Raw genomic sequence first — 23,491 nt, forward strand, 5'->3', positions numbered from 1 at the left:
TTTCTTTTTGCGATATCTATATTATAGTTCACAATAGAAGCTTTGTATTAAAATTATTACATATTGAAAAAAGGAATCCGAAGATTCCTATTTAAAATGATATGGCAATAGTTTCATGCTATTGTCTTTTCCATATTTTATAGCCTGTAAAATCACATCTGCTTCTTGTCCAATATCACCAAGATTGCTTGCTGAACAGAAGAAACACTGTAGTTTCTTTTCCTTGAAGAATCTTACCATCTTCATGACATTATCAGGACTAAGTTTTTCAAATGGTTCATCAATAAAGAGAATACGCGATGAATTATCACGATGATTATAGATCATCAATAAAGCTGAAATTAAGATCAAAGTATAAGGAATCTGCAGTTCGGCACCCGAGTTGCTGCCAATCTGCTTAGATAAGCTTCCCTGCTTAATTGTATCATTGCTGAAGAGAATATCATAAGACAAGTAGTTACGATAATCAGCGTAGTCATCAATATCATCAGAATTGATGATATCATCTACAATCTGATCCATTTCCTGATCTAATTCTTCAATATTAACATTACCTGATGTAAAAGTAAGCAGACCTTCACTTAATGTCTTACCAAAACGAATGATTGATGCATAATCCGATGAATCATCTTTAAAATGTACATCAAAGACATACTGTGTATCATAGCCTGTTTCACTTAATTCCTTATTAAGTCGTTTTAATTCCATCATGGCATCATTACAGAACTTAAGGATCTTTAAGGCAAACTCATTCTTGAAGTTTTCACGATAATGAGATTTCTTTTCAATCAAATCTGTCTTGATCATTTCAATATTGCCCATCTGAATATCATTATAACGATGACGGAACATCTTCTCTGCTTCTAACGTATTGACAATAGTGGCTTCAGAATAATACTTTCCACCAAATTCTCCCTGTAATCCCATAATGCTTGCGACCAGCTGTTCTCTTTTCTTATGAAGAGATTTTGCTTTGCTTTCAGAAAGAACATTGCCTTCTTTATGAGAAGAAAGATAATCTTCATATTGATTAATAGCCTCATTGGCAGTAATCTCATTTTTCTCTCTTGCATCCTCTAATGCCAGCTTTGCTTCTTCTACTTCTTTTTTACGTGTATCAAGCACACTCTTTAGCTTCTTGATCTGTCGATCAATATTATCCATCTCATAGCGATTATTCGCTACTTTTTGTTCATTGTTCTTCTTCTTTTCAAGAGCTAATTCTCTTTGATGACGGATGTTTTCAAAATCAATGTTTTCATGCATCTGTCTTGTCAGTTCTTCAATATGACTTTGACATGCAAGCAATGCCTCATTGTTTTCTTCTATATGAAGATCAATATCAAAATCATACTGATCATGCAAAATAGAAAGCATTGCCTGGAAATCATTCTTGAAATCCTGAGCGTAATGCTGATTCTTTTCTAATGAAGAAAGACGTGCCATCAATTCATTCAAATGTTTTTCATGTTTCTCTATATTTAAAGATAACGCACTTTCTCCAAAGACATAATCGTTCACATGATGAAGATCTAAAGAGAAGATTGTCATATTAAGACTGGCAGTCCCATCTTTTTTCATGCCTCGTGGATATTCTTTTACATTGTCATCTTCAATAGCAACAATCTTTCCAAGAAGGAACTTAAGATAACGAGTAGCATGAATATTGCTGACAGAAAGCTTTTCCATCAATGACTGTTCTACGCATTCAAAATCTTTTAGCTGATACGTATTGACCAATCTTGCATGAGGATAATTCCCCTTGTTTCTTACCTGTTGAGCGATATCAAGATAAGAAGGATCAACGATGATATCATATCTTCTCCATCCAAGATAGTTTTCAATAACCGCTCTCCACTCTTCATCTATTTCAGTAACATACTTGCAGACCATTTCTACTGGTGAATCAATATTTTTCTTTTTAAAGACATCCTTGATATCTTTAATTAAAGCCAAATTCTCTTTTGCTTCATGGTAGACAAACTTATTCTTTGATAAGGCTTCAATAATATCCTTTTCTTCAACACTTTGTGTATGAACATTTCTTTTCTTTTGTTCAAGAAGTGGTATTTTCGCATTATTGATAGAAGCACACTCTTCAACAATACGACGCAAGTTAAAGATTGCTTCTTTTTTCTTTGTCTTTATTTGAGAAATGATCTTATGATCAAGTGCATCTAGATGATTCTCTTCACTAAATGTATTGATCTTCTTTTCAATATAGCCAAGCTGTCCCATCAGCTCTTCTAGATCTCGCTTTTTAAATTGAAGCTGTCTGCTCTTTTCTTCAAGCTGTGATTCTCTATCTTTATAATGATGAAGTGACTTAGTGACATCCCATTCATCCAATGTTTCATCTAATCCTTCTATTTCTTGAGCAAGAAGAAGTATTTCATCATTTAAGGATTCATTTTCTTTTTCACAAATTGCTCTTTTTTCTTTGTTTTCTTCAATTTGATTATTGATATCTTCAATAGTGTTCTTTGCTTCTACAACTCGCTTGTAGGCATTCTTGATTTCATCAAGAAGAAGAATATGATCATAATGATGATATTGATCATATTGATCAATGATCTTTTTGATAAAACTGATTTCTTCATCTAAACGTGTTAATGTACGATTAAGTTCATCAATGTCTTCCTTGGTTTTCTTTAATTTAGAAATATCAACTTTCTTTTCATCATCAAGAACATAGTTCTTAATGAAATCACTGATCTTTCCTACTTCTTTTGGATCATAAGTCAAAATGGATTTAAGTTTTCTTAAATAATTCTTTCTTCCTTCATTGTAAGTAGAAATCTTTAATCCCAATAGTGACATTGCTTCATTGAATGCTTCATCTTTATTAGGCGCATAGCTGATGTCATTGACTTTTCTAAATTGCTGGAAAGTGTAAGGAATATTGTCTTCACTTAATGGATGAATATCATCGAGTGACATATTTTCAATATTGAACCATCTTGTTTCTGTAGTGTTAGCTGCATCATCTTTGATAATACATCCGGTAATTAAATATTGATCATTGAGATCATCATACCATTCAAGCATGATGTAGGCGTAGACTTCATTATATTGAGAAACCGGTCTGCCATATTCATTTCTTGATGCATTGATAAGCTTTCTTACATAAGAATCAATTGTTCTTTTCTTTGAGCCTGTACCTTTCGCATCAGATGAACTGTTGAATCCAGTATCACCGATGTAGGCATACTTGATCGCATCAAGCCAGGCAGATTTTCCTGATCCATTGTTTCCGGTAATATCGGTCATTAATCCGACACGATCAATGCTGTTTTCAAATCCATACCAGTTAATCAGCCATGTTCTCGTCATTGTAATCATTGTCTTCACCTTCTTCCCTTTCCTTTATTTTTTCTTCTAGATCTTTTAGAACCAATGCAAACTGTTCTTCTTTCATACAAAACATAATAGAAGGATAGATTTCTAGTGTTCCTCCTTCTTCTACATTAAGACGAAGATCTCTATCTTTAACTGAAATCAGATTATAGCGTCTAAACTGCTTATAGGCATTTCTTTTTTCAGATGGCGTAATGTCAAGATGCAATGACTGAAGTCGATCTTGTACTTCTTCAAAGTTAACGATAATACGTTCTACCCAATTGGCTTTCTTTTCTTCATAAATAAGCATCAATACAAAAAGCATATAGATGGTATGAGGAGAAAAACGATGGAAATTATAAGGAGTCTCTTCTCCATTTTGTAAAGAGAGATCGATTAATGAAACAATTTCATCTTCTTCATTCCACTCTAATCCATAGCCGATTTCTTCTAGTCTAGACATAATGAATTCTCGATGTTCATTATCCATAATGTAGTCATAGACCTTCTTATCTTTTCTTCGCATGATAAAAGTTGAACCTAATAGTTTTCTAATAGCAACTTTATACATCTCTTCATCTACTATCATTATTTTCTTCTCCTTATAATCATATCTGGCATTTCACAAAAATCAGTCACTAATCTTCGATCGGTAATATTGATTTCATATGGGAAATCTTCATTGTTTACATACATCAGTGCAGCAATCAAGGTTAAGACATCTTTCTTATTCTTGATCATATCCTTATTGATATGTACCTTCTCCTTAATATGCCATCCATCCATATATTTTGCGACATTATGTTTAGAGTAGGCTCTATTTATTGATCGAGATAATAGTTCCTGTTCTTTCTTGATTGTATCTTCATCAATAACAATGGGCTTAATTGGCATTACTCGTCCTTTATGCATATCTCTTTTCTTCTTTAAATCAAATGACTGTCTTGCGATAAAAGACTGATTGACAATATTGATACATTTCTTATTAATACTCTCTACACTTTCTTCCATTAGATCAGGATGGTTGTTTACAATCTGGAAGAAACGTTCTATAGCTGGATGAAGACTATCATGATAAGTCAAACGCATACGTATACGCTGATTAGCAAGTACATAATATTCATCAATACGGTTTTCAATGATGTTCATATTATCTTCATAGCTATAATCCAAAAAGCTTATAATGCTGCTGAGTCTTAAACGAATTGTTTCCTGGTTGACATGATCTTCACGTGGTGCATCATAGACCATCTTTTCTATTAAGGCATCATCTTCATATTCTAGCTTTCTACAATAGTTGATAATGACAGGAATAAAAGCCAATACGTTCCCATCATTCTTTAATCTAAAGTAGTTGTTAAAGAAATCCTTGATCATCTCTTCTTTACTTAAAAGATGTCCCATATGGGATAACTCATTGGTATCCAATAACTTCTTAATTAATGCAAGGATATTATCACGTAAATCAATAAGTTCATTTTTCAAGGCATTCTTATGCATTTCCAATGGCTCTAGAATCTGCTTGTAAGGTTCTAATCGACGGTAGCCAAATGTATCATCGCTTGCCGCTCTGACAATTTCATACATGGCAAAGATATGGCCTTTACTGTTGTCAGCCCCTCTTCTTACACTCATCAATCCATCCATCAGGATACGACACTCAGATGTGATACGAACATAGTATTCTAATCCGTTTCTTGACTGTTCTCTTCGGATCCATCCACATTCTTCAAAATATTTTAATATATCATTAGGTGTGCTTCCCATTGCTTCTTCTTCAAGAAGAGACTGATAATCAAATATCTTGTTTTTAGCATCCTGTTCATAAAGATCTTCCCTGCTATTAGCCATCGCTATTAAAGCCTGAATGATCTGAAAATAGATTGTACGGTTTTCTCCTGTTAAGGGATTAAAGAATTTCTCATTATCAAAGGTATCAAATAGATTCCAGAAATTCATCGCATAACACCTCTTTTCTAAACGTGATTTCTATTATACAAAAGTTTTCCTCCTTATTCTATGGCTTTTTTCATACTTTATGTCTAAAACTTTGTATTTGTTATTTTAAATAACATTTATAAAGAAGCAACTTGTTTTTATATTCTAAAATTGATTTTAATTGAAATATAATGTATAATATTTTCTATAAAATGTTATTTATAATAACATAAGGAGGACTGGAATGAAAACTTTATCCAAGAAGCGCCTAAGTGAGACGCTTATCTCAAAAAGAAAAGAACTAAACTTTACACAAAAAATGCTTTCAGAAGCAACTGGCATCAACCGTGCTATGATCAGCCGTGCAGAAAAGATGGACTATGTTCCTTCAATTGAACAGCTTGAAAAACTATCTGAACAGCTTCATTTTGATATCACTGATCTTTTTGAAGAAAAAAGATCAGTCAAGAAAACAATTGATAAACACTATAACATCGCTGTTGCGGGTACAGGATATGTAGGATTATCCATCGCTACGCTTTTATCTCAGCATCATCATGTAGAAGCTGTTGATATTGTTAAAGAGAAAGTAGATATGATCAATAATCATCAATCACCTATTCAAGATGACTATATTGAAAAATATCTTAAAGAAAAAGAATTAGATCTTCATGCAACTCTTGATGGAGAAGAAGCTTATCGTAAGGCTGACTTTGTGGTCATTGCAGCGCCTACAAACTATGATTCAAAGAAAAACTTCTTTAATACCTCAGCTGTAGAAGATGTTATTTCTTTAGTATTAAAAGTTAATCCTCATGCGACAATGATTATTAAATCTACCATTCCAGTTGGATATACAAACACTGTTAGAGAAAAATTCCACACTGATCGTATTATCTTCTCACCTGAATTCTTAAGAGAATCAAAGGCTCTTTATGATAACCTTTATCCTTCTCGTATTATTGTAGGATGCGATGAATCAAGCAGAAAAGAAGCTGAAATCTTTGCGGAATTATTAAATGAAGGTGCTTTAAAAGAAAATATCGATACATTATTTATGGGCTTCACTGAAGCGGAAGCTGTAAAGCTTTTTGCAAATACTTATTTAGCACTACGTGTTTCTTACTTCAATGAATTAGATACTTATGCAGAAAGCAAGAACTTAAATACTCAAGAGATCATCAACGGTGTCTGTCTTGATCCTCGTATTGGTTCACATTACAACAACCCTTCATTTGGATATGGTGGATACTGCTTACCAAAAGATACTAAGCAATTGTTAGCAAACTTTGAAAATGTTCCTCAGAACATGATTGAAGCCATTGTTGCTTCTAACAAGACAAGAAAAGATTTCATTGCGGATCGTGTTCTTGAAATCGCAGGTGCCTATGAAGCCAACAGCAGCTATGATGAAAGTAAAGAAAAAGAGGTTATCATTGGGGTATATCGTTTAACAATGAAATCTAACTCTGATAACTTTAGACAATCTTCTATTCAAGGGGTTATGAAGAGAATCAAGGCTAAAGGAGCAACAGTCGTTATCTACGAACCAACTCTTCCTGATCATTCAACTTTCTTTGGCAGCAAGGTTATCAATGATCTAGATGAATTCAAACGCATTTCACAGGCCATCATTGCCAATAGATACAATTCGTGTCTTGATGATGTAAAAGACAAAGTCTATACACGAGATCTATTTAGAAGAGACTAGGAGGTTTTTATGGAACATATAGAATTAAATGGAAAGACTGTTCTCGTAACAGGTTCAGCTGGCTTTATTGGCAGCAACCTTGTTCTTTCTTTATTAAAAACAATTTCTTCTATTCATATAATAGGATTAGATAACTTAAATGATTACTACGATGTAAACATTAAAAACTGGCGTCTTAAAGAAATTGAAAAAGAAGCTTCTTTACATCCTTCTTCTTCATACACTTTCATTAAAGGAGATTTATCAGATGCACAGTTAATCAATACTATCTTTAAAGATCATGAACCAGATATTGTAGTGAATTTAGCTGCACAGGCTGGTGTACGTTATTCTATCACTAACCCTGATGCCTATATTTCATCAAATCTGATTGGTTTCTATAATATTCTTGAAGCTTGTCGTCATTCTTATGACAATAATAAGAAAGGCGTAGAACATCTTGTCTACGCCTCTTCTTCAAGTGTCTATGGTACAAACAAGAAAGTACCATATAGCACTGATGATCAAGTTGATAATCCTGTTTCTTTGTATGCAGCTACAAAGAAAAGCAATGAACTTATGGCTCATGCCTACGCCAAGCTATACAATATTCCATGCACTGGCTTAAGATTCTTTACGGTCTATGGTCCTGCAGGTCGTCCTGATATGGCTTATTTTGGATTTACGAATAAGCTATTAAAAGGTGAAACAATCAAGATCTTCAACTATGGAAACTGTAAGCGTGACTTCACTTTTGTAGATGATATCGTTGAAGGAGTACAGCGTATCATGCAAGGTGCACCAGAAAGAAAGAACGGTGAAGATGGTCTTCCTCTTCCACCTTATTCTATTTATAACATCGGAAACTCTCATCCAGAAAATCTATTGGATTTCGTCTCTATTCTTCAAGAAGAACTCATACGTGCTAAAGTGCTTCCTGAAGACTATGACTTTGAAGCACATAAAGAACTAGTCGCTATGCAGCCAGGAGATGTACCCATTACATATGCGGATACATCCGCATTAGAAAGAGATTTCCACTTCAAGCCGAAGACAACACTTAGAGAAGGTCTTCGTGCATTTGCCAAGTGGTATAAAGACTTCTATCAATAATAAAAAAACCAGGCTACTCGCCTGGTTTTTTCATAAAGAATTTAAATACAATAAGCAACGCACATAGACCAACAACACCAATGACAAAGAGAGTGACATGTTCCATTAGCGATGCTCCCACATTGATATGAGATACTTTCCCCTGCTGAACAAGATAAGGAACTTGTCCGTCAAGTTTACGAATACTCTTCATTCCTTCCTCCGCAAGAGCATCCGCTATTTTTTTTGCTTCCTCATTATCAGAGGAAGTCACTGTGATCTTAAGAATACGTGTATCTGCTGGATGTTCTACATTGATCATTTCTAATAATTCATCTTCATCATAAGAAAGATGCAATGAAGACATCACCGCCTTTAAATTAGGACTAGCGGTAAAGATATGCTGATAATCGGAAGCTAGACTATTGCTTAGCTGTAGATCATCATAGGAAATCTCTTTCTGATTGCTTCTAATATAAACGGTAGCAGTTGATTGATATTGCGGTGATGTCAGAAATTTATGATAGACAATTCCTCCTGTCACTCCCAATATCAATGAAATTAATAATATATACCAATATGAAAATAAATATAAAATAAGCTGTCGCAGATCAAGTCTTTCTTCCATTTTTTCTCCCCCTTCTCTTTATTAAGACATGCAAAGCACTGAGCTTTGGACGAATATGGTTTTCATAAAAAATAAATGCTTTTTCACTTATCATCTGAACAAATGGATGACCTTCTTTACGTGATGCAAATTCATTGAAATCAACGATATCCCGATGATGATTTTCTAACAAAGACACAAATTCCTTATAGGCAAAAGCCTTGTCTTCACGCACCCATTCATGGGCGTGAAAGACAGCTGTATAGTATCCGTTAAAACGAATGGCGGGGCATCCGCTTGAGCGACATGGTACACACAGGATTCCTTCCCTATTCCACACCGTATGGCTTTTCCCATCGGAGATGTGGGTAAAGCCATTGGCTGCTAAAGCTTTCAATGTATTAAGATCATAGCTGTGGCGAGGGGCAAAGAAGATGGTTGTGTGTATGCCATGTTCTTCTAGGATTTCTTTGCCTTTCTTTATGGTTGCGTATTGATCTTCGTAGCTGCGTCCTGCAAATTCTGAATAGCCTGGTCCACTCACGAGGGTCTTTCCTTGGTGGATGCATTCATGAAAGCAGCCGTGCATCGCAAGGGTGTAGCCTTCTTTTTGAAGGGATCTCATTTCTTCCCAGAAATGGAGGTCTTCTTTATCAATAAGAAGCTCTGGATCTCGACATTCAGGAACAACCCCTAATAGCGGCTTGACATCATATTGTTTTAACAGAACTTTCGCTTTTTCCCATTGTTCTTTGTTCATCGTGGGACAAAGATCATCAAATCTTACAAGTATTTTTTTCAAATCTGTACCTCCTTAATGTTTCACCTTGATGACTGTCTTTACAAAAGCAACCATCTCCTGATAACTATCACTTTTACGATAAGCAAGATAATAAAGAAGATGTGGAACGATGGCACAAAGTACAATCATAATAATGAAACCAATAAAACCATCAATTGGGACAAGACGTGTCATAAAGTAAGTAATGCCCCCATTTACAATCGTGATCAGTGCATAGGTTCCATGCTTGACATAGAACTCACGTGAACTGCACTTAAAATAATGCGCAAACAATACCGCATTGCGGGCAATAAAATTAAAGAGCACGATCGTAATGATCGTCGCAAGAATAATACCGGTCACACCGTAGAAATAACCCAGCGAAGCATTAAGTACGATATTACCGATAGCTTCAACGATATACCAGACACGCATCTCCCAATAGAGACCTGCTCCCGAGGTATAGAGATTACGTGTATTGTTCATGGTGATAAGATAAAAATAAAGACAGAACATAACCATGATATAATTTGGAAAAATCATCTTTGCATCACGAAGCCACAAGGCCATAAAGGGCTGATAGAGACAGCACATGCATATAGCCATCCAGCCGCAGATCCATTCAAAGATAAATGTAAACTTAAACAGATCACGATAGTTCTTCTCAACGCTCTCTTTCACAATACTGTTGCCAACAGAGGCCTGCATCGCATTAATAATCATTAATGTGATGCCATAGAGCGCACTGTAGATATAGTAGTAGTTATCGTAGATTGCCACTGTCGTTAAGCCTAAATAAGCAGAAAGAAAAATAGAATCCATGCTGTTGCGGGCTGTATCGCCAATGCGATCGACAACGATTCCCTTAACCTGTCGCATGATCTTTTCTTTTGTGGTCTTATCAATTTGTCCTAATGGCTTAAGATGAGGAAAGAACTTATTGGCAAAGTATTGCGTCAAAAAGTTATTTAACAATGTACAAAGCGGCATCAATGCCACAAATAACATATAGTCTTTGGCAATAAAGAGAATAATCACCTGTGCAATCCTCAACAATGTTGAAGAGAAAGTATAGATGTTGTTGACAACATCATCTCTTTGCATGGCGGTTAATAGGACACTCTTGTAGCCAAAAAGCATATAAGAAAGACTTGTATCAATAAGATAGATAAAAAATAATAAATAAATATTCAGATCTTGTGGATAGCTTCCTGAAATAAGACTTGGCAAGAACGGCATGACAAACAAGCCACCAAGCAGGAAGACTGCACCGATGATCCAATAGATCTTTCTTAAATAAGCTAAAATAGCGCAGATGCTTTCATGATCATCTAAAGCGACAGGCTTATAGAGCACAAAGACAATTGCTGTCGTAAAACCTAAATCCGCAAGATTTAAGACATGAAGAATGGAATGAAAGAGACTGCTTAACCCCTGGTATTTTGCCCCAAGAAGATAAAGGACCATCGTCCTTGTCAAGAACGGCAATAAGATATTGGCACCCTGTCTTAAAAAACCACTGACAAGATTTCTTTTTGTATTCTTTATTCGTGATTCCATGTTTCATACCTTTCTAAATATAATCCTTCAAGCTTTCTTACGCTCTCTTTAATATCCCAATCTTCCAAGTGATCATAGATGACTTCTTCTCTTCTTTCGATATGATCAATCAATGTATCAGCCCATTGTGCTGCATTTCCTAAAGGAAGAAAAGTAATCAGATTAGAGACCTTGATCTCTTCTGAAATCACATCTGACGCCACAATCGGTAAACCCGCTGCCTGCATTTCTACAAGTGAAATAGGCATACCTTCTGAAAATGACGGGAAGATCGCCCCATCGGCCATCTGAAGACATTCATTGACATCATCTCTATTAGATAAGATGTGGACATCATCTTCTAGATGAAGTCTTTTCACCTTATCAAGAATCACCTTTTCCTCTGTTCCTGAACCAATCAGAAGAAGAGAAGCTGACGGACGCTTCTTCTTGATGTCATTAAAGACATCAAGAAGGAAATCATGATTTTTGATCTTATCAAAGCGTCCTACATGAACGATAAGAAGTGCATTCTCATTAATATGAAGAGCTTTTCTCTTCTCTACTTTTGAAGAAAGATTTTGATATTGATCAATATCAATACCGTTGTTTAATACCTCAATATATTGAGGAGAGATGAGATGAGACATCTCTTTTTTCATTTGACTATGCAAGGCGATAATCTCTGTAGGATAGTGGCTGATGATCCATTTAAGATGTCTCATCTGGATATGATCTTCAATCATTCTTGAGAAATCAAAATGTTGCGTGTAGAACATGATCGTGTTCTTTTTTGGTTTAGCAAAACGGATATAGTTTTGTAAAGCCAGATGAAAATGAATAATATCAGGAGAAATCTCCCTAATAAGTTTTCTTACTTGAAGATAGATTTCAATATGATTGAGGATACGATGATCGAGACGACGACTATCAAAGTGCTTGATATTATCACAAAGATAGATGACCTTTATCCCCTGTTTTTTAAGATAGTCTTCGTAGGGAGAATCGGGAAAGTGTTCAATACATAAGACAGTGACATCAAAAACAGAATGATCGATATGTGTCATATAGTTCTTGACGAGTGTCTCTGCTCCTCCGGTATTGAACCCGTGAATAAAATGCATGAGTTTAATCATAAATCCTCCTTAAAAAAAGAATCGATAAGGATCAATGATTGATCCTTTTGTAATGTAATAGAAGAAATATATTAATGACAAAATACAGATGCCATAAAAATACAATTTATTATTGACGATAATGCGATCAATAATGATAGGAATAAGCAGAATTAGGAATATACTGTAATAGAGTACTGCTCTTCCTAAAATAGTGATTGAATAGCTTAAACAAAGTATAATGATCGCAATCAATAAGGCATTTCTTGCATATTGTAGATTCTTTTCTTTATCTTTGATAAAGAAAGAAATAATCAGAATAAGATTGTAGATCATTAACATGGTATAGCTCGTATCGGAGGTGTCATATTTACCGCCAATGTATTTAGCATATAAAGGAAGACTGTTAATGATAAAAAGAGCGAGTGGTCTTCCTAATACCAAAAGAATTGCTTCTATTGCCAGAATGATGAAGAGATGTTTTTTCTCTAGATTTAATCTTGATAAGAAATAAAATGGCAATAAGATCAATGCGGATGTGTGAAACAATGATGCAAACAGGATGCTTACTATATAAGGAAGCAGCTGTTTTTTATGAATAAAGTGAAAAGCCATCAGGCTAAAAGAAATCGCAATCAGCTGTCTAAAGATACCTAGACTATAGCCAAAGAAGCCAAATGCAAAATAAACGAGAATGCTGATATATGGATTTTCAGAATAATGACTTATAAATATACAAAGTGGTATATAGATAAGTGCTGCTATGACAAAAAGAAAGAACGTTGGTGAAAAGGAATATAGGGCTGCTATTTTTGTTAATAGGAAAAAGCCCGGTTCAAAGTCATAGGGATAAACAAGCGGAGCACTAAGAATCGTATTTCTAGGAAGCGATTGATAGTACTTTAATGCCTGAAGATAGACGGTTGTATCTGCCCCCATGTTTGTCTTTCTAAGTCCAGCTAATAGAATCAAAAGAATCGCAACTATAAAGCAGAAGACCTGCTTTTGTAATTTAGAGACAGAATTGTACGTTATTTCCATATAAGGGAATAGAGCTAACCAGATAAGGCTCATGATCAAGAAGAAGATAAAGTAGACTGTCATAGTTCCTCTTCAAAAATAAGTGAGATAAATGTCTTTACTACATCTTCAATGTCATAGCCTTTTTCTTTTAGTTCCTCCACATAATGTGTACGTTCTCTTTCCCTATTCATTTTTATCTTGTCTTTCCATAAAGATGGTGACTCTTCAATAGAAGCCATCTCTATCAAGTCAGTAAGAAGCACTTCCTTTGTGATGGTGTCAGAAATAAGACAAGGCAAGCCGTTGGCTTGTGCTTCTATGACGGTGTTTGGCATGCCTTCATAAAATGAAGGAAAGACAAAAAGATCCATCGCTGAAAGAAGCGATGGAATATTTTTTTGTAGACCGCAGAAGATGACTTCATCTTTGTAATGCTGTGCTCTTTCTTTTATATCATAGAGAAGCTCGCCTTCTCCTATAAGCATCAGTCTGGCGTTTTTTTCTTTTCTGACTTCTTCAAAGATATCTAGAAGATAGTCATGATTCTTCTGATGAGAGAATCTTCCGATATGACCAATGACAAATGTGTTTTCTATATTCCACTCTTTTCTTACACGTTCTCTTTCTTCTTTATTAAATCGGTATTGTTCTAATGCTAATCCATTATGAAGAAGATGGAAATCTTCGTTCTTGCCAAACGTATATTCACCTGCTAATGAAGAAGGTGCGATCTTGGTAGTCGCAATACGATTGAAAGGCTTTCTTAAAATGTTGTTGATGGTTTTTCTTAAAAAAGAATCCTGACTGCTTGCATTGCAGGAGCGTACACATAAATGTGTTGCACCACCTTTCTTGCATGCTAAAAGATCGAAGTAACCAATGGGCGTATCACATAGTTTGAGTACATAATCATAATGGTGATCACTGACAATCTTCTTGAGCGCCTTATAGCTTTTTATTGGAGAAGAGGTACGAAGTGGAATTCTAAAAATACGTCCTCCTAGTTTTTTTACTTCTTCTTCATAGACGCCTTCGTTAGTAGAGACGATAAAGTCCATATGATAAGAAGAAGGAAGACTTCTATTGATTTTCATAAGAAATGTTTCAGCTCCTCCCATATCGAGTGAACTGACAATGCAAAGTAAACGTTTCAATATAATCATCTCCTTTCTAGTGTATCTATGATCATCTGAATATAACGATCTGGCTGATAGAGTTGCGCACTTTCACGTGCGTGTTTTTTCATTGTTAAAATTTCTGTATTATACATAAAAGTAAGCATTGCCTGTCTTAATGTCATGATGTCTTCTTTAGGATAAAGCCATCCATTTTGTCCATGAACTACTATCTCCTCATTGCTTGCCCATCTTGAAGCTATAACGGGAAGCCCGGATGAAAAGGCATCAATAAGTGTTCCTGGGAAGCCTTCTCCTTTCCATGTTGTAGGAAAAAGAAGAGCATCATAATGTTTTAATGTAGAAACACTTTCATTAAAATTAACAATACCTCTATATCTCACTTCTTCTGGTGCATGTTTCATAACGAAATCAAAGCGTTCTTTATATTGTTCATCGATGGGCCCGTAAATATCTAATTGGCAGACCTTATTTTTGAGGTTAATAAGTTGAACAGCTTCAATCGCTTCTTCTACCCCCTTTTCTTTCATGACTCTTGAAAAGAGTACGAATTTAAAGAGCGGATGATAGGCCACTTCAATTTGAGTGATGGGCAGTCTTTTAAAATTAGGGATAACTACACAATTAGTTACACCCACATCTTCTAATTTCTTTTTTAAAAGATGGGTTTCTACCCAGTTGACTTCAAAACTATTAAGGTACTTCTTAAACTTTGGTTTGTCTTTGACATACTGATCAAGATTTCCACCAATGACATCATGATAGATCTGCTTCTTGAATACTTTCGTAAAAAAATAAAGTAAAGGAAAATAGAAGGACATACCATTTCCTGATAAAAGAACAATAATCTGCTTATGTGTCAATATTGCTTTTAATGATGTAAAAAGAAGTCTTATTGGATTCTTTTTCATATAGGTATCTACAATATTGATAGTCCATGAAGACTTCTTTCTTAATTCTTCATAAAGCGTCAATGTCTTTACTGTCTGGCCATCGCACAAATTTTGCCCTTGGGCAAAATGTCCGATGATCAGCACCTTCTTATGCATCTTCATTGTTGATGAGATGTTCAATATGAAGCATCTCCCCCCACTCTTGATCATATGAATCAGGATTAAATGGCATCATACCTGCTCCTGGTGTAAAGGTAAGTTCTGCAAAATAGAAGGTATTGTTGGCAATAAAGAAATCAACACGTACAAATGGAAAATCCTGACTGAGATCTTTTGCAGCAATATACATATCGTTGAAGAAGGGTGGTTTTTCCATTTGTTCAATATCAGCGTAGTCATCTCTTTTTAAAGGAATCTTTTCTCCATCAAGAGTGAAAAAGCCTAAATGTGCCTGTCGATCATGAATAAGATCTGTGGATACATATATAAATTGTGGTTTTCCATTAAAGCAGAAGAATTTATAATCTGTGATGACGTCTCCTAAGAATTCTTCACAGATGATTCTGTGGCTTTTTATTTTTGAATAATGTATTTCAATATTAAAGTTGCCAAAGTCTTCTTTTTGCCATTTTCTTAATTGTTTCTTGATCTTCTTTTCATTTGCTTCTTCTTTGTTTGAAACAACGATGTTGTAGGCACAGCCATGCGTACATTTTAGTACAAACTGACTAGGCAGCTGTTCCCAATTGATGTCATTGACATCATCCCATACGCCAATGAGTTTATTGAGAATACGGCCATATCCTTTCTCTTTGATATAGTCTCTTACAGTGTATTTATCTGTAGCTTTGATCACATTTTTATCATTTGGATAATAATACAATTTGAGCCATTGAATCTTTTCATTGAATGTCTTTGGATCTTTAAGATGAAGCGTCTTGGATAAGACAAGACGGTAATAGATCTTTGATAAGGTTTCATCTGATAAGACATATCTGGCAGCTACCTGTGTCTTTCTTCTTAATTTATAAAGCAGTGAATCACGTTCCATTCTATGTCCTTTCCCCTTTCTTGACATATCGTTTTTTCTTGTAGAATCCAAATATCATATTGCGTAATGTACACAATAGACTCATAACTGGATTTTTCTTTTCAGCAATGCGGAAAAGACGATAATGCCATGTTATTAATGTTAAAAGTGAACTAGAAGAAATACTGTCAAGACGGCCTCTTCGATAAGAGGCAAGTGTTTCATCTAGATGAAAACAATCACATTTTTGAGATACTTTTAGCCACATGGCATAATCGTTGTTTTTCTTGATATCTTCAATTTGAATGACGCCCACCTTGTTGGCATCATACATAACCGTTAAACATCCCATCCAGCAATAACGATACATCCCTCTCATGGTGATACGTTTTGGTCCTTTCACTACAACATTCATCTTGCCTCCACGATGATTGATTTCTTCATAGTTGGTATAAGAGAAACTGTAATTGTTCTTGTTCATAAATGAAAGCTGCTTTTCGAGCTTCTCTTTATGCCAAAGATCATCTGAATCTAAAAAGGCCATCCACTGTCCTTTAGCTAGACGTAAGGCCTTATTGCGAGACATCGCTGCCCCTTCATTGGTTTTATTGTAAATAATGGTAATACGTGGATCATGAATGTCTTTCAATACATCTTGAGTATGGTCAGTGGAACAATCATCTACGATGATAAGTTCCCAATTGCGATAAGTCTGATCAAGGACGGACTGAATAGAAGACTTGATTAAAGTGGCCGTATTGTATGATGGCATAATAATAGAGACCAGTCCTTCTATGCCTTTTCTGACATTGTTTTTTTGAATTTTCTTGGCTTCAAATTGTTTGATGTCATAATCCATTTCTTCTATTTGACCACTTTCAAGAAGATAATCTCCATAGTCCAATGCGGTCGCATGATTGTCCATGGAGATGCCTTCTTGTTTAATGAAAGCTTTCTTTACTGTTAAAAGGATGATCTTTAGATCACCTAGAAAGCTCACCTTTTCGACATAGCGTCGATCCCATGAAAGCTTATCTTCCCAGCTGATCGCATTTCTTCCATTGACCTGTGCCAATCCTGAAAGACCGGGTTTAGCGCTATGACGAATACGGTCCTGTTTGCTCATAAAGACCATATCTCTGACAAGCTGTGGGCGTGGTCCTACTACTGACATGGTGCCATTTAAGATATTGAAGACTTCAGGGAGTTCATCTAGTGAAGTTGAACGTAGCCATTTTCCAAACTTTGTTAGTCGTTTTTCATCACTTAATAATTGTCCCTGTTTATCTCGTTCATCAGTCATGGTACGGAATTTATACATCTTGAAGATGGTTTCTTTTCCTTCTTTATCAATTAATCCTGGTCGTTCTTGTGTAAAGAGAACAGGAGATCCTAGCTTGCATCTTACCAGTAGAGCTACAAGAAGATAGAGTGGTGAAAAGATAATAAGGGCAAGAAGAGAAGCGGTGATATCAAAAAGACGCTTAGTGCGTCTTTCATAGAATCCTTGTTTTCTTAATGGAATAGGCTCAATCTCTTTTGCTTGATAGCTAGTACGCTGAGCTTGTTTTTTTAGTGAGTGAACACCTACAATGGCAAGAAGGCCTAATGCAAGTGCGTATTTTTTCTTACGAGACAAAAAAGCACCCCCTATTCAAAGCAGGCGCGTATGACATCAATGATGTAATCTTGTACTTCAGGTGTCATTTTATTGTCAGAAGGAAGACAGAGTCCTCTTCTAAAAAGATCTTCTCCAAGATGTGTACATGTAATAAATGGATAACGGTGGAACAATGGCTGCATGTGCATTGGTTTCCAGATAGGTCTTCCTTCTGCATTAATTTCATTTAATGCATCAAGTATTTCATGTGGGCATGTCTTGTTCTTTTCACTTTTATAGAGGACATTATGATCATCTCTTATCTGTGGGCACATGGCCTCTTCATCGATCAGAAGACAAGTCAGCCAATTGTTGGCCTGTCCTTCTTTTATGATTGGATTTAGTGTCACAGGAAGATCACTTAATCCTTCTTTATATCTTTCATAGATATCCTTTTTTTGATTGATGTGTTCTTGCAAGTAATTCATCTGCCCTCTTACAACGCCGGCAATGACATTGGACATACGATAGTTGTAGCCGAGTTCTTCATGCTGATACCAGGGCGCATTTTCACGTGACTGTGTACTCCATTTTCTTACTTTATTGGCATCTTCTTCATCTTTACAGATAAGGACACCTCCTGATGAACCAGTGATGATCTTATTGCCATTAAAAGAGTAACATCCATAATGACCAAATGTTCCTGTCTGCTTTCCTTTATAGGTTGCTCCCATGGATTCGGCTGCATCTTCGATAAGAATAGCATCATGTTCATTAATGATATTCATGATTTCTCCCATATTGGCAGGTGTACCATAAAGATGCACAAGTACGACAATCTTAACTTCTGGATAAGTATCAAAGGATTTTCTTAATGCGTCAGGATCCATGTTCCAGCTGTCTTTTTCGACATCGATAAAGACGGGAATACCGCCTTCATAAAGAATCGGATTGATGGATGCATCAAAGGTCAAGTCAGAACAGAAGACACGATGTCCTCTTAATGTTTCCCCTTTTCCATAGGCACGTTCTGTTGCTAGTTTCATAGCCATATGCAAGGCTGCTGTACCTGATGATAATGCAACAGCGTAATGATCTGTCATTTTTGAAATCTGATTTTCTAATGTATTGATGTTTTCTCCTACAGTTGACATCCAATTGGTCTTATAGGCTTCTTCCATGTATTGCATTTCAAGATCATGCATGGTGGGAGAAGACAGATAGACTTTTTCATTGAGCGGTGATTTATTTTTGTTATACATTGTCTGTTTCCTTTCGTGGATGATATGTGTTAACCATCGTTGCCACATATTCCCTTATATTGCTGTCATTCTCATATGCTTTTTTCATCATGGTTTCCAATTGTTTTAGGAAGCCATCAATATCAAATGGAATAGGATTGCCAATAAAAATAAGATTGTTTTCTGTCTTTTGTAGACCTTCTTCGGCCATCAGCTTTTCTTCATAAAGCTTTTCTCCCGGTCTTAATCCGGTGTAGACAATCTTGATATCCACATTGGGCTTGAATCCTGAAAAGCGAATTAAGTTTTTCGCTAAGTCATCTATCTTAACTGGTGAACCCATATCCAATACGAAGATTTCTCCTCCCTTGGCAAATGTTCCAGCCAGTAAGACAAGTGATACCGCTTCAGGTATTGTCATAAAGTAACGTATCATTCTTGGATCAGTGACGGTGAGTGGTCCACCTGCTTCCAATTGTTTTTTAAACAATGGTACAACTGAACCGTTGGATCCAAGAACGTTACCAAATCTTACAGCTACAAATTCTGTTTCAATGTGATCATAGTCATCTTCAATAGTGACATCAAAATCTTCCTGAAAATGTGTAAACAGTTCAGGAATCTGATGCGCTTCATTGCGCTTGATTTTTGCATCAAAGGCTTGAATGATCATCTCGCAAAGTCGCTTTGAAGCTCCCATGATATTGGTTGGGTTAACAGCCTTATCAGTACTTATTAGTACAAATCTCTTACAGCCATTCATCACTGCTGCATAGGCTGTCTTGTAAGTCCCAATCGCATTGTTCTTGATGGCTTCATTAGGGCTCACTTCCATCAATGGAACATGCTTATGGGCAGCTGCGTGGTAGACGATATCGGGGCGATATGTCTTAAAAAGATCCCAGAGTCTTCTGGAATCTCGCACAGATCCAATTTCTACAATAAAATCAAGTTCAGGATAATGATATTTCAATTCCTGCTGAAGATCATAAACATTATTTTCATACATATCAAAAATAATCAGCTTCTTAGGATTATTTTTAGCAATCTGGCGACAGAGTTCTGATCCAATGGATCCTCCTCCACCAGTAACGAGGACAGTCTTTTCATTAATAAAAGAGAAAACTTCACTTAGATCAGCATCGATTGGTTCTCTACCAAGAAGGTCTTCAATTGAGACTTTCTTCATATGACTTACTCTCACTTCTCCGCTTACTAACTGATACATGCCTGGAAGCACCTTAATTTCACAATCAGTATCCTTGCATATTTCTAGAATTTCTTTTCGTTCTTTTGCATTCGCACTAGGTAAGGCAATATAGATCTTATCAACGTCATACGCTTCAACATTGGCCACAATATCATTTCGTCCCCCTACGATGGGCACATCTTCAAGATATTTATCCCACTTGCGTTCATCATCATCGATGATGCACACAACACGTTCATTGACTTCCTTAGCTCTTCTGATATCTCTTAAGATCATCATTCCCGCATCTCCTGCTCCTACGAGCATGACTCGATGACTTGGCTTACTTGTACGTGAACGTATAAGTAAGATAAAGCGATAAGAAAAACGAATGCTGATCATGAATAAGAACTGCAGGAGACCTCCTATTAGATAATAAGAAATAGGCATTCTATTCAATAACATTATTGTCACTGTAATATGAAAAAAAGAAGTCACCACCGTGGCTCCTACTACTCTTACAAGTTCCATATAGCTTGCAAAACGCCAGATACTTTTATATAAATTCAAGTAAATAAAAACAACTATACAAAATATTGTATAGATGGGAACAAAGTGTAGCCATGTCTTTAAATAGATTGGCTCAATAAGTGAATAACTTAAATCAAATCGTAACATTAAGGCAATAAAATAAGATAAATTAACGACGGCGATATCATATATCAGTAACAATAAAAAAACTTTCTCATTCTTAAGCTGTTTTAACACACACACACCCCTTTAATTTTTATAGATTATCTCTAATCCCATTTTTACTTTTGATGTAGTATGAAGAAGATCCACATCAAGATAAGCCAATCGTTTATGACGATCTACCTTCTTGATCTGTTTTTCATGTCCCTTTAATGGTCCCTTGAAGATATTCAAGTGATTATCACTAATATAGCCATAGGACATCTCTACCACATTATTCTTAGAATACTCCATTAAATAATTGACTTCTTCTTTAGGAATAGGAAGAAGGTCTTTCTTCTTGAGAAGCCGGGTAAACTCAGGAATCTCTTCAAGTTTGACATAAAGTTCTTCAATATTATCCGCAATAATAAAAACATATCCTGGAAATAATATCTTTTCCAGGATATGCCAACTACCTAAATAACGCTTTTTATATTGATACTTTAAAACAATACAATCATGAAGTAGATTTCTTGAAATTAAAGAAAGACATTTATTAGCAACCTTTTCCTCTTTTCCAACCTTCACTTGCATTACATACCAATTATCATACATATAAATCCCCCCTTAAGACGTGCTTCGCCTGTTCGCTATAAAAAAGCGAACTGAATAATTATGAATGATCTTTTGAAAAACGCGACAGTGCGACGATTAGTCATTTGGATCTGTTTTAAAAGCAATACCTTATAAAACGGTTGCTTTCACATCTTATCACAGGTCTTTTTTATTCACAAACCATCAAAAAGATAAGATTTTAAGTCTTATTTATTATTTTTATTATGATAACTTATTAAAATTATAAAAAAGTCATTTTCCTATATACATATTTCAATTCAATAAATATTTAATCGAAGATTTGACTTCTTTCGTTATTTTCAAAATATGGAATTATTTCTTTTTTTCAGGTAATTGTAGCTTCTTCCCTAACATTAAATCTATTTCGTAGGGTAGTTCTGCATCAAAGCCACTGTGATTAAAGATTGTCATTTCCCCAAAGTAGACATGATCATTGATTTCATAAAGATCGACCCTCATTGCAGGTGATTCCTTCCCTAATATTTCTGCAATACGAATCATTTCATCTATATGTTTTGGCTTGATGGTTTCAAAATCTACGAGCTCTGTCAGATAAGGATTATATGGAAGAAAATTCCAGTCCTTATCAAAATAATAAAAATCAGGAAGCTTTGTTTCTGTTCTTCCATAACAGACCATGAAATGATCAACATGACCATTTATACATTGAATCTTATAGTCAATCAGGGAATCTCCCATAAACTGTTCACAGACAATCTTTCTTTTTACATTCTTATAGGGCCACTCTCTACATGTAAGATAGTAGTCCTGATTTAACCCTTTTCTTAGTGCTCGCTTGACTTTCTTCACATTCATCTTGGATTTATCTTTGCATATATACATTCCACATCCGGAATTATGATTACATTTTAATACAAACTGCGTCGGCAACAATTCAAATGGAATTTCATCTGGATCATCCCATACACCAATAAGAGGAATCAGATGTTCTTTTCCAATTTTTTTAGCGACATAATCACGAACGAGATACTTATCCACTAACATTGTGTACTTATCATTTCGATCATACAGTTTTAGCCATTGCAGCTTTTCATTAAATGTCTGTGGTGATGTAAGGTTCAGTTCTCGGTGAAATAAGGCTTTATAGACTTTCTTTAGATATGTTTCATCATCTAGATAATCTTCACCAAATCTTGCTGCTTTGACAAGATAACGATAATCTTCATCAGAGACTAAACGAAGGAGCTTTTTAAAAACATTCATTAACGCTTATACCCATAACAATATTGTTATGTCCTTTCTTTTGATGTCTTCCCACCATCAAAAGAGAAATCATTCCTGTTAACATTAGTATAGCTCACATTTTACACTTTTAAATTAAAAATATCGCTTATTTTATCAATATTTTTCTTTTTGTAAAGACTAGTCAAATCACTGTCTTATATGACAAAAAAATAGCTTATGAATAACTCATAAGCTATTTTTTAAAGTTGACCATCTGATCAAGAATATGACGCAATTCTTTTCTTTGTGATTTTGTCATTCGTGATACTTTCGCATTATGTCCTTTGACAGTATCAAGATGAACTTTTATTTCATGTTTATCATTGATGCTTACTACAAGTGGGACATAGATGCGCTTCTGGTGAACGTATTGTTTATAGAATGCGGTTAATTCATTTCTTAATGGTTGAGTAAATGTCTTATCATGGGTATTTAAGACATAAGCCTTCTCATTTGCATTCTGTAGACTTTCATCTAGTACCGGCAACAATTCGATACACCATGGACATTCAGGAAATCCAAAGTAGTAGATGCCCTGCTTTTTTTCTCTGATGCGTTTCATAATATTACTTGGAGATGTCTTGATCATACGTGGTGTATGATCATTGTAGGCAATGGCACTCTCTGATTTTTGGACATAGATATTAATTAGTGTCAACGTTAAAATGAAAACAACAATACCAATAATTACTTTACTTTTTTTCATGTTTTTTTAATAGATT

Annotated in this window: 19 protein-coding genes; 2 read left to right on the plus strand and 17 right to left on the minus strand. The window is 35.2% G+C overall.

The window, feature by feature from the left end; all coding sequences use genetic code 11:
* Positions 1-87 precede the first annotated feature (87 nt).
* The 3 genes from J6L95_RS03540 to J6L95_RS03550 are packed head-to-tail and all read right to left on the minus strand — an operon-like array spanning position 88 to position 5,298.
* Positions 88-3,342 carry an SbcC/MukB-like Walker B domain-containing protein gene (locus J6L95_RS03540; RefSeq protein ID WP_287458166.1) on the minus strand — a complete coding sequence of 1,085 codons (3,255 nt, stop codon included), beginning with the start codon at positions 3,340-3,342 and terminating at the stop codon, positions 88-90.
* Positions 3,311-3,928 carry a DUF4194 domain-containing protein gene (locus J6L95_RS03545; protein ID WP_031588850.1) on the minus strand — a complete coding sequence of 206 codons (618 nt, stop codon included), beginning with the start codon at positions 3,926-3,928 and terminating at the stop codon, positions 3,311-3,313. Before J6L95_RS03545 ends, J6L95_RS03540 begins: the two co-directional genes overlap by 32 nt.
* A complete protein-coding gene (locus J6L95_RS03550; RefSeq protein WP_287458167.1) occupies positions 3,928-5,298 on the minus strand; it encodes a Wadjet anti-phage system protein JetA family protein in 1,371 nt (456 codons plus the stop codon). Before J6L95_RS03550 ends, J6L95_RS03545 begins: the two co-directional genes overlap by 1 nt.
* A gap of 223 nt (positions 5,299-5,521) precedes the next feature.
* Between J6L95_RS03550 and J6L95_RS03555 the strand changes: the two genes are divergently transcribed.
* Both J6L95_RS03555 and J6L95_RS03560 read left to right on the plus strand, forming a co-directional pair.
* A complete protein-coding gene (locus tag J6L95_RS03555) occupies positions 5,522-6,988 on the plus strand; it encodes a nucleotide sugar dehydrogenase (protein ID WP_074689169.1) in 1,467 nt (488 codons plus the stop codon).
* 9 nt (positions 6,989-6,997) lie between these two features.
* Positions 6,998-8,080, plus strand: a complete 1,083-nt coding sequence (locus tag J6L95_RS03560) for a GDP-mannose 4,6-dehydratase (protein ID WP_287458168.1) — start codon at positions 6,998-7,000, stop codon at positions 8,078-8,080.
* Positions 8,081-8,093: 13 nt separating this feature from the next.
* Here J6L95_RS03560 and J6L95_RS03565 read toward each other — a convergent pair whose 3' ends face one another.
* The 14 genes from J6L95_RS03565 to J6L95_RS03630 form a co-directional block, all read right to left on the minus strand.
* Positions 8,094-8,687 (minus strand): YveK family protein, encoded by a 594-nt coding sequence (locus J6L95_RS03565; protein ID WP_287458169.1) that lies wholly within the window; start codon positions 8,685-8,687, stop codon positions 8,094-8,096.
* Positions 8,671-9,468: a DUF2334 domain-containing protein gene (locus J6L95_RS03570; RefSeq protein ID WP_287458170.1), complete on the minus strand. Its 798-nt coding sequence runs from the start codon at positions 9,466-9,468 to the stop codon at positions 8,671-8,673. The genes J6L95_RS03565 and J6L95_RS03570 overlap by 17 nt, the downstream gene beginning before the upstream one ends.
* Positions 9,469-9,480: 12 nt before the next feature.
* Positions 9,481-11,007 (minus strand): lipopolysaccharide biosynthesis protein, encoded by a 1,527-nt coding sequence (locus J6L95_RS03575; protein ID WP_287458171.1) that lies wholly within the window; start codon positions 11,005-11,007, stop codon positions 9,481-9,483.
* A complete protein-coding gene (locus tag J6L95_RS03580) occupies positions 10,992-12,122 on the minus strand; it encodes a glycosyltransferase (RefSeq protein WP_287458172.1) in 1,131 nt (376 codons plus the stop codon). The genes J6L95_RS03575 and J6L95_RS03580 overlap by 16 nt, the downstream gene beginning before the upstream one ends.
* 9 nt (positions 12,123-12,131) lie before the next feature.
* Entirely contained in the window at positions 12,132-13,205 is a 1,074-nt protein-coding gene (locus J6L95_RS03585) for an EpsG family protein (RefSeq protein ID WP_287458173.1), read from the minus strand.
* A complete protein-coding gene (locus J6L95_RS03590; RefSeq protein ID WP_287458174.1) occupies positions 13,202-14,278 on the minus strand; it encodes a glycosyltransferase family 1 protein in 1,077 nt (358 codons plus the stop codon). The genes J6L95_RS03585 and J6L95_RS03590 overlap by 4 nt, the downstream gene beginning before the upstream one ends.
* Positions 14,279-14,283: 5 nt before the next feature.
* The gene (locus J6L95_RS03595; protein ID WP_287458175.1) at positions 14,284-15,333 is read right to left on the minus strand and encodes a glycosyltransferase family 4 protein; all 1,050 of its coding nucleotides are present in this window, start codon (positions 15,331-15,333) and stop codon (positions 14,284-14,286) included.
* Complete coding sequence (locus J6L95_RS03600; protein ID WP_287458176.1) at positions 15,302-16,204, minus strand: ATP-grasp fold amidoligase family protein; 903 nt, start codon at positions 16,202-16,204, stop codon at positions 15,302-15,304. The genes J6L95_RS03595 and J6L95_RS03600 overlap by 32 nt, the downstream gene beginning before the upstream one ends.
* Position 16,205: 1 nt before the next feature.
* Entirely contained in the window at positions 16,206-17,822 is a 1,617-nt protein-coding gene (locus J6L95_RS03605; RefSeq protein ID WP_287458177.1) for a sugar transferase, read from the minus strand.
* Between the two features lie 11 nt (positions 17,823-17,833).
* On the minus strand, positions 17,834-19,045 hold the full coding sequence (locus J6L95_RS03610; RefSeq protein WP_287458178.1) for a DegT/DnrJ/EryC1/StrS family aminotransferase: 1,212 nt from the start codon (positions 19,043-19,045) through the stop codon (positions 17,834-17,836).
* The gene (locus J6L95_RS03615; protein WP_287458179.1) at positions 19,038-20,981 is read right to left on the minus strand and encodes a polysaccharide biosynthesis protein; all 1,944 of its coding nucleotides are present in this window, start codon (positions 20,979-20,981) and stop codon (positions 19,038-19,040) included. The genes J6L95_RS03610 and J6L95_RS03615 overlap by 8 nt, the downstream gene beginning before the upstream one ends.
* A gap of 12 nt (positions 20,982-20,993) precedes the next feature.
* Entirely contained in the window at positions 20,994-21,503 is a 510-nt protein-coding gene (gene loaP, locus J6L95_RS03620) for an antiterminator LoaP (RefSeq protein ID WP_287458180.1), read from the minus strand.
* A gap of 333 nt (positions 21,504-21,836) precedes the next feature.
* Entirely contained in the window at positions 21,837-22,748 is a 912-nt protein-coding gene (locus J6L95_RS03625) for an ATP-grasp fold amidoligase family protein (protein WP_287458181.1), read from the minus strand.
* A gap of 214 nt (positions 22,749-22,962) precedes the next feature.
* The gene (locus tag J6L95_RS03630; RefSeq protein ID WP_287458182.1) at positions 22,963-23,475 is read right to left on the minus strand and encodes a DUF6568 family protein; all 513 of its coding nucleotides are present in this window, start codon (positions 23,473-23,475) and stop codon (positions 22,963-22,965) included.
* Positions 23,476-23,491 lie beyond the last annotated feature (16 nt).

Origin of the sequence: Kandleria sp. (assembly GCF_017934775.1) — a bacterium.
Taxonomy (GTDB): Bacteria; Bacillota_I; Bacilli_A; order Erysipelotrichales; family Coprobacillaceae; genus Kandleria; species Kandleria vitulina.

What these genes read in the sequence shown, in the direction of transcription:
- J6L95_RS03630 (WP_287458182.1), bottom strand. Translation starts at nt 23,475, where the DNA reads ATGAAAAAAAGTAAAGTAATTATTGGTATTGTTGTTTTCATTTTAACG.
- J6L95_RS03560 (WP_287458168.1), top strand. Translation starts at nt 6,998, where the DNA reads ATGGAACATATAGAATTAAATGGAAAGACTGTTCTCGTAACAGGTTCA.
- J6L95_RS03600 (WP_287458176.1), bottom strand. Translation starts at nt 16,204, where the DNA reads ATGGAACGTGATTCACTGCTTTATAAATTAAGAAGAAAGACACAGGTA.
- J6L95_RS03610 (WP_287458178.1), bottom strand. Translation starts at nt 19,045, where the DNA reads ATGTATAACAAAAATAAATCACCGCTCAATGAAAAAGTCTATCTGTCT.
- loaP (WP_287458180.1), bottom strand. Translation starts at nt 21,503, where the DNA reads ATGTATGATAATTGGTATGTAATGCAAGTGAAGGTTGGAAAAGAGGAA.
- J6L95_RS03565 (WP_287458169.1), bottom strand. Translation starts at nt 8,687, where the DNA reads ATGGAAGAAAGACTTGATCTGCGACAGCTTATTTTATATTTATTTTCA.
- J6L95_RS03550 (WP_287458167.1), bottom strand. Translation starts at nt 5,298, where the DNA reads ATGAATTTCTGGAATCTATTTGATACCTTTGATAATGAGAAATTCTTT.
- J6L95_RS03575 (WP_287458171.1), bottom strand. Translation starts at nt 11,007, where the DNA reads ATGGAATCACGAATAAAGAATACAAAAAGAAATCTTGTCAGTGGTTTT.
- J6L95_RS03540 (WP_287458166.1), bottom strand. Translation starts at nt 3,342, where the DNA reads ATGATTACAATGACGAGAACATGGCTGATTAACTGGTATGGATTTGAA.
- J6L95_RS03585 (WP_287458173.1), bottom strand. Translation starts at nt 13,205, where the DNA reads ATGACAGTCTACTTTATCTTCTTCTTGATCATGAGCCTTATCTGGTTA.
- J6L95_RS03625 (WP_287458181.1), bottom strand. Translation starts at nt 22,748, where the DNA reads ATGAATGTTTTTAAAAAGCTCCTTCGTTTAGTCTCTGATGAAGATTAT.
- J6L95_RS03545 (WP_031588850.1), bottom strand. Translation starts at nt 3,928, where the DNA reads ATGATAGTAGATGAAGAGATGTATAAAGTTGCTATTAGAAAACTATTA.
- J6L95_RS03555 (WP_074689169.1), top strand. Translation starts at nt 5,522, where the DNA reads ATGAAAACTTTATCCAAGAAGCGCCTAAGTGAGACGCTTATCTCAAAA.
- J6L95_RS03580 (WP_287458172.1), bottom strand. Translation starts at nt 12,122, where the DNA reads ATGATTAAACTCATGCATTTTATTCACGGGTTCAATACCGGAGGAGCA.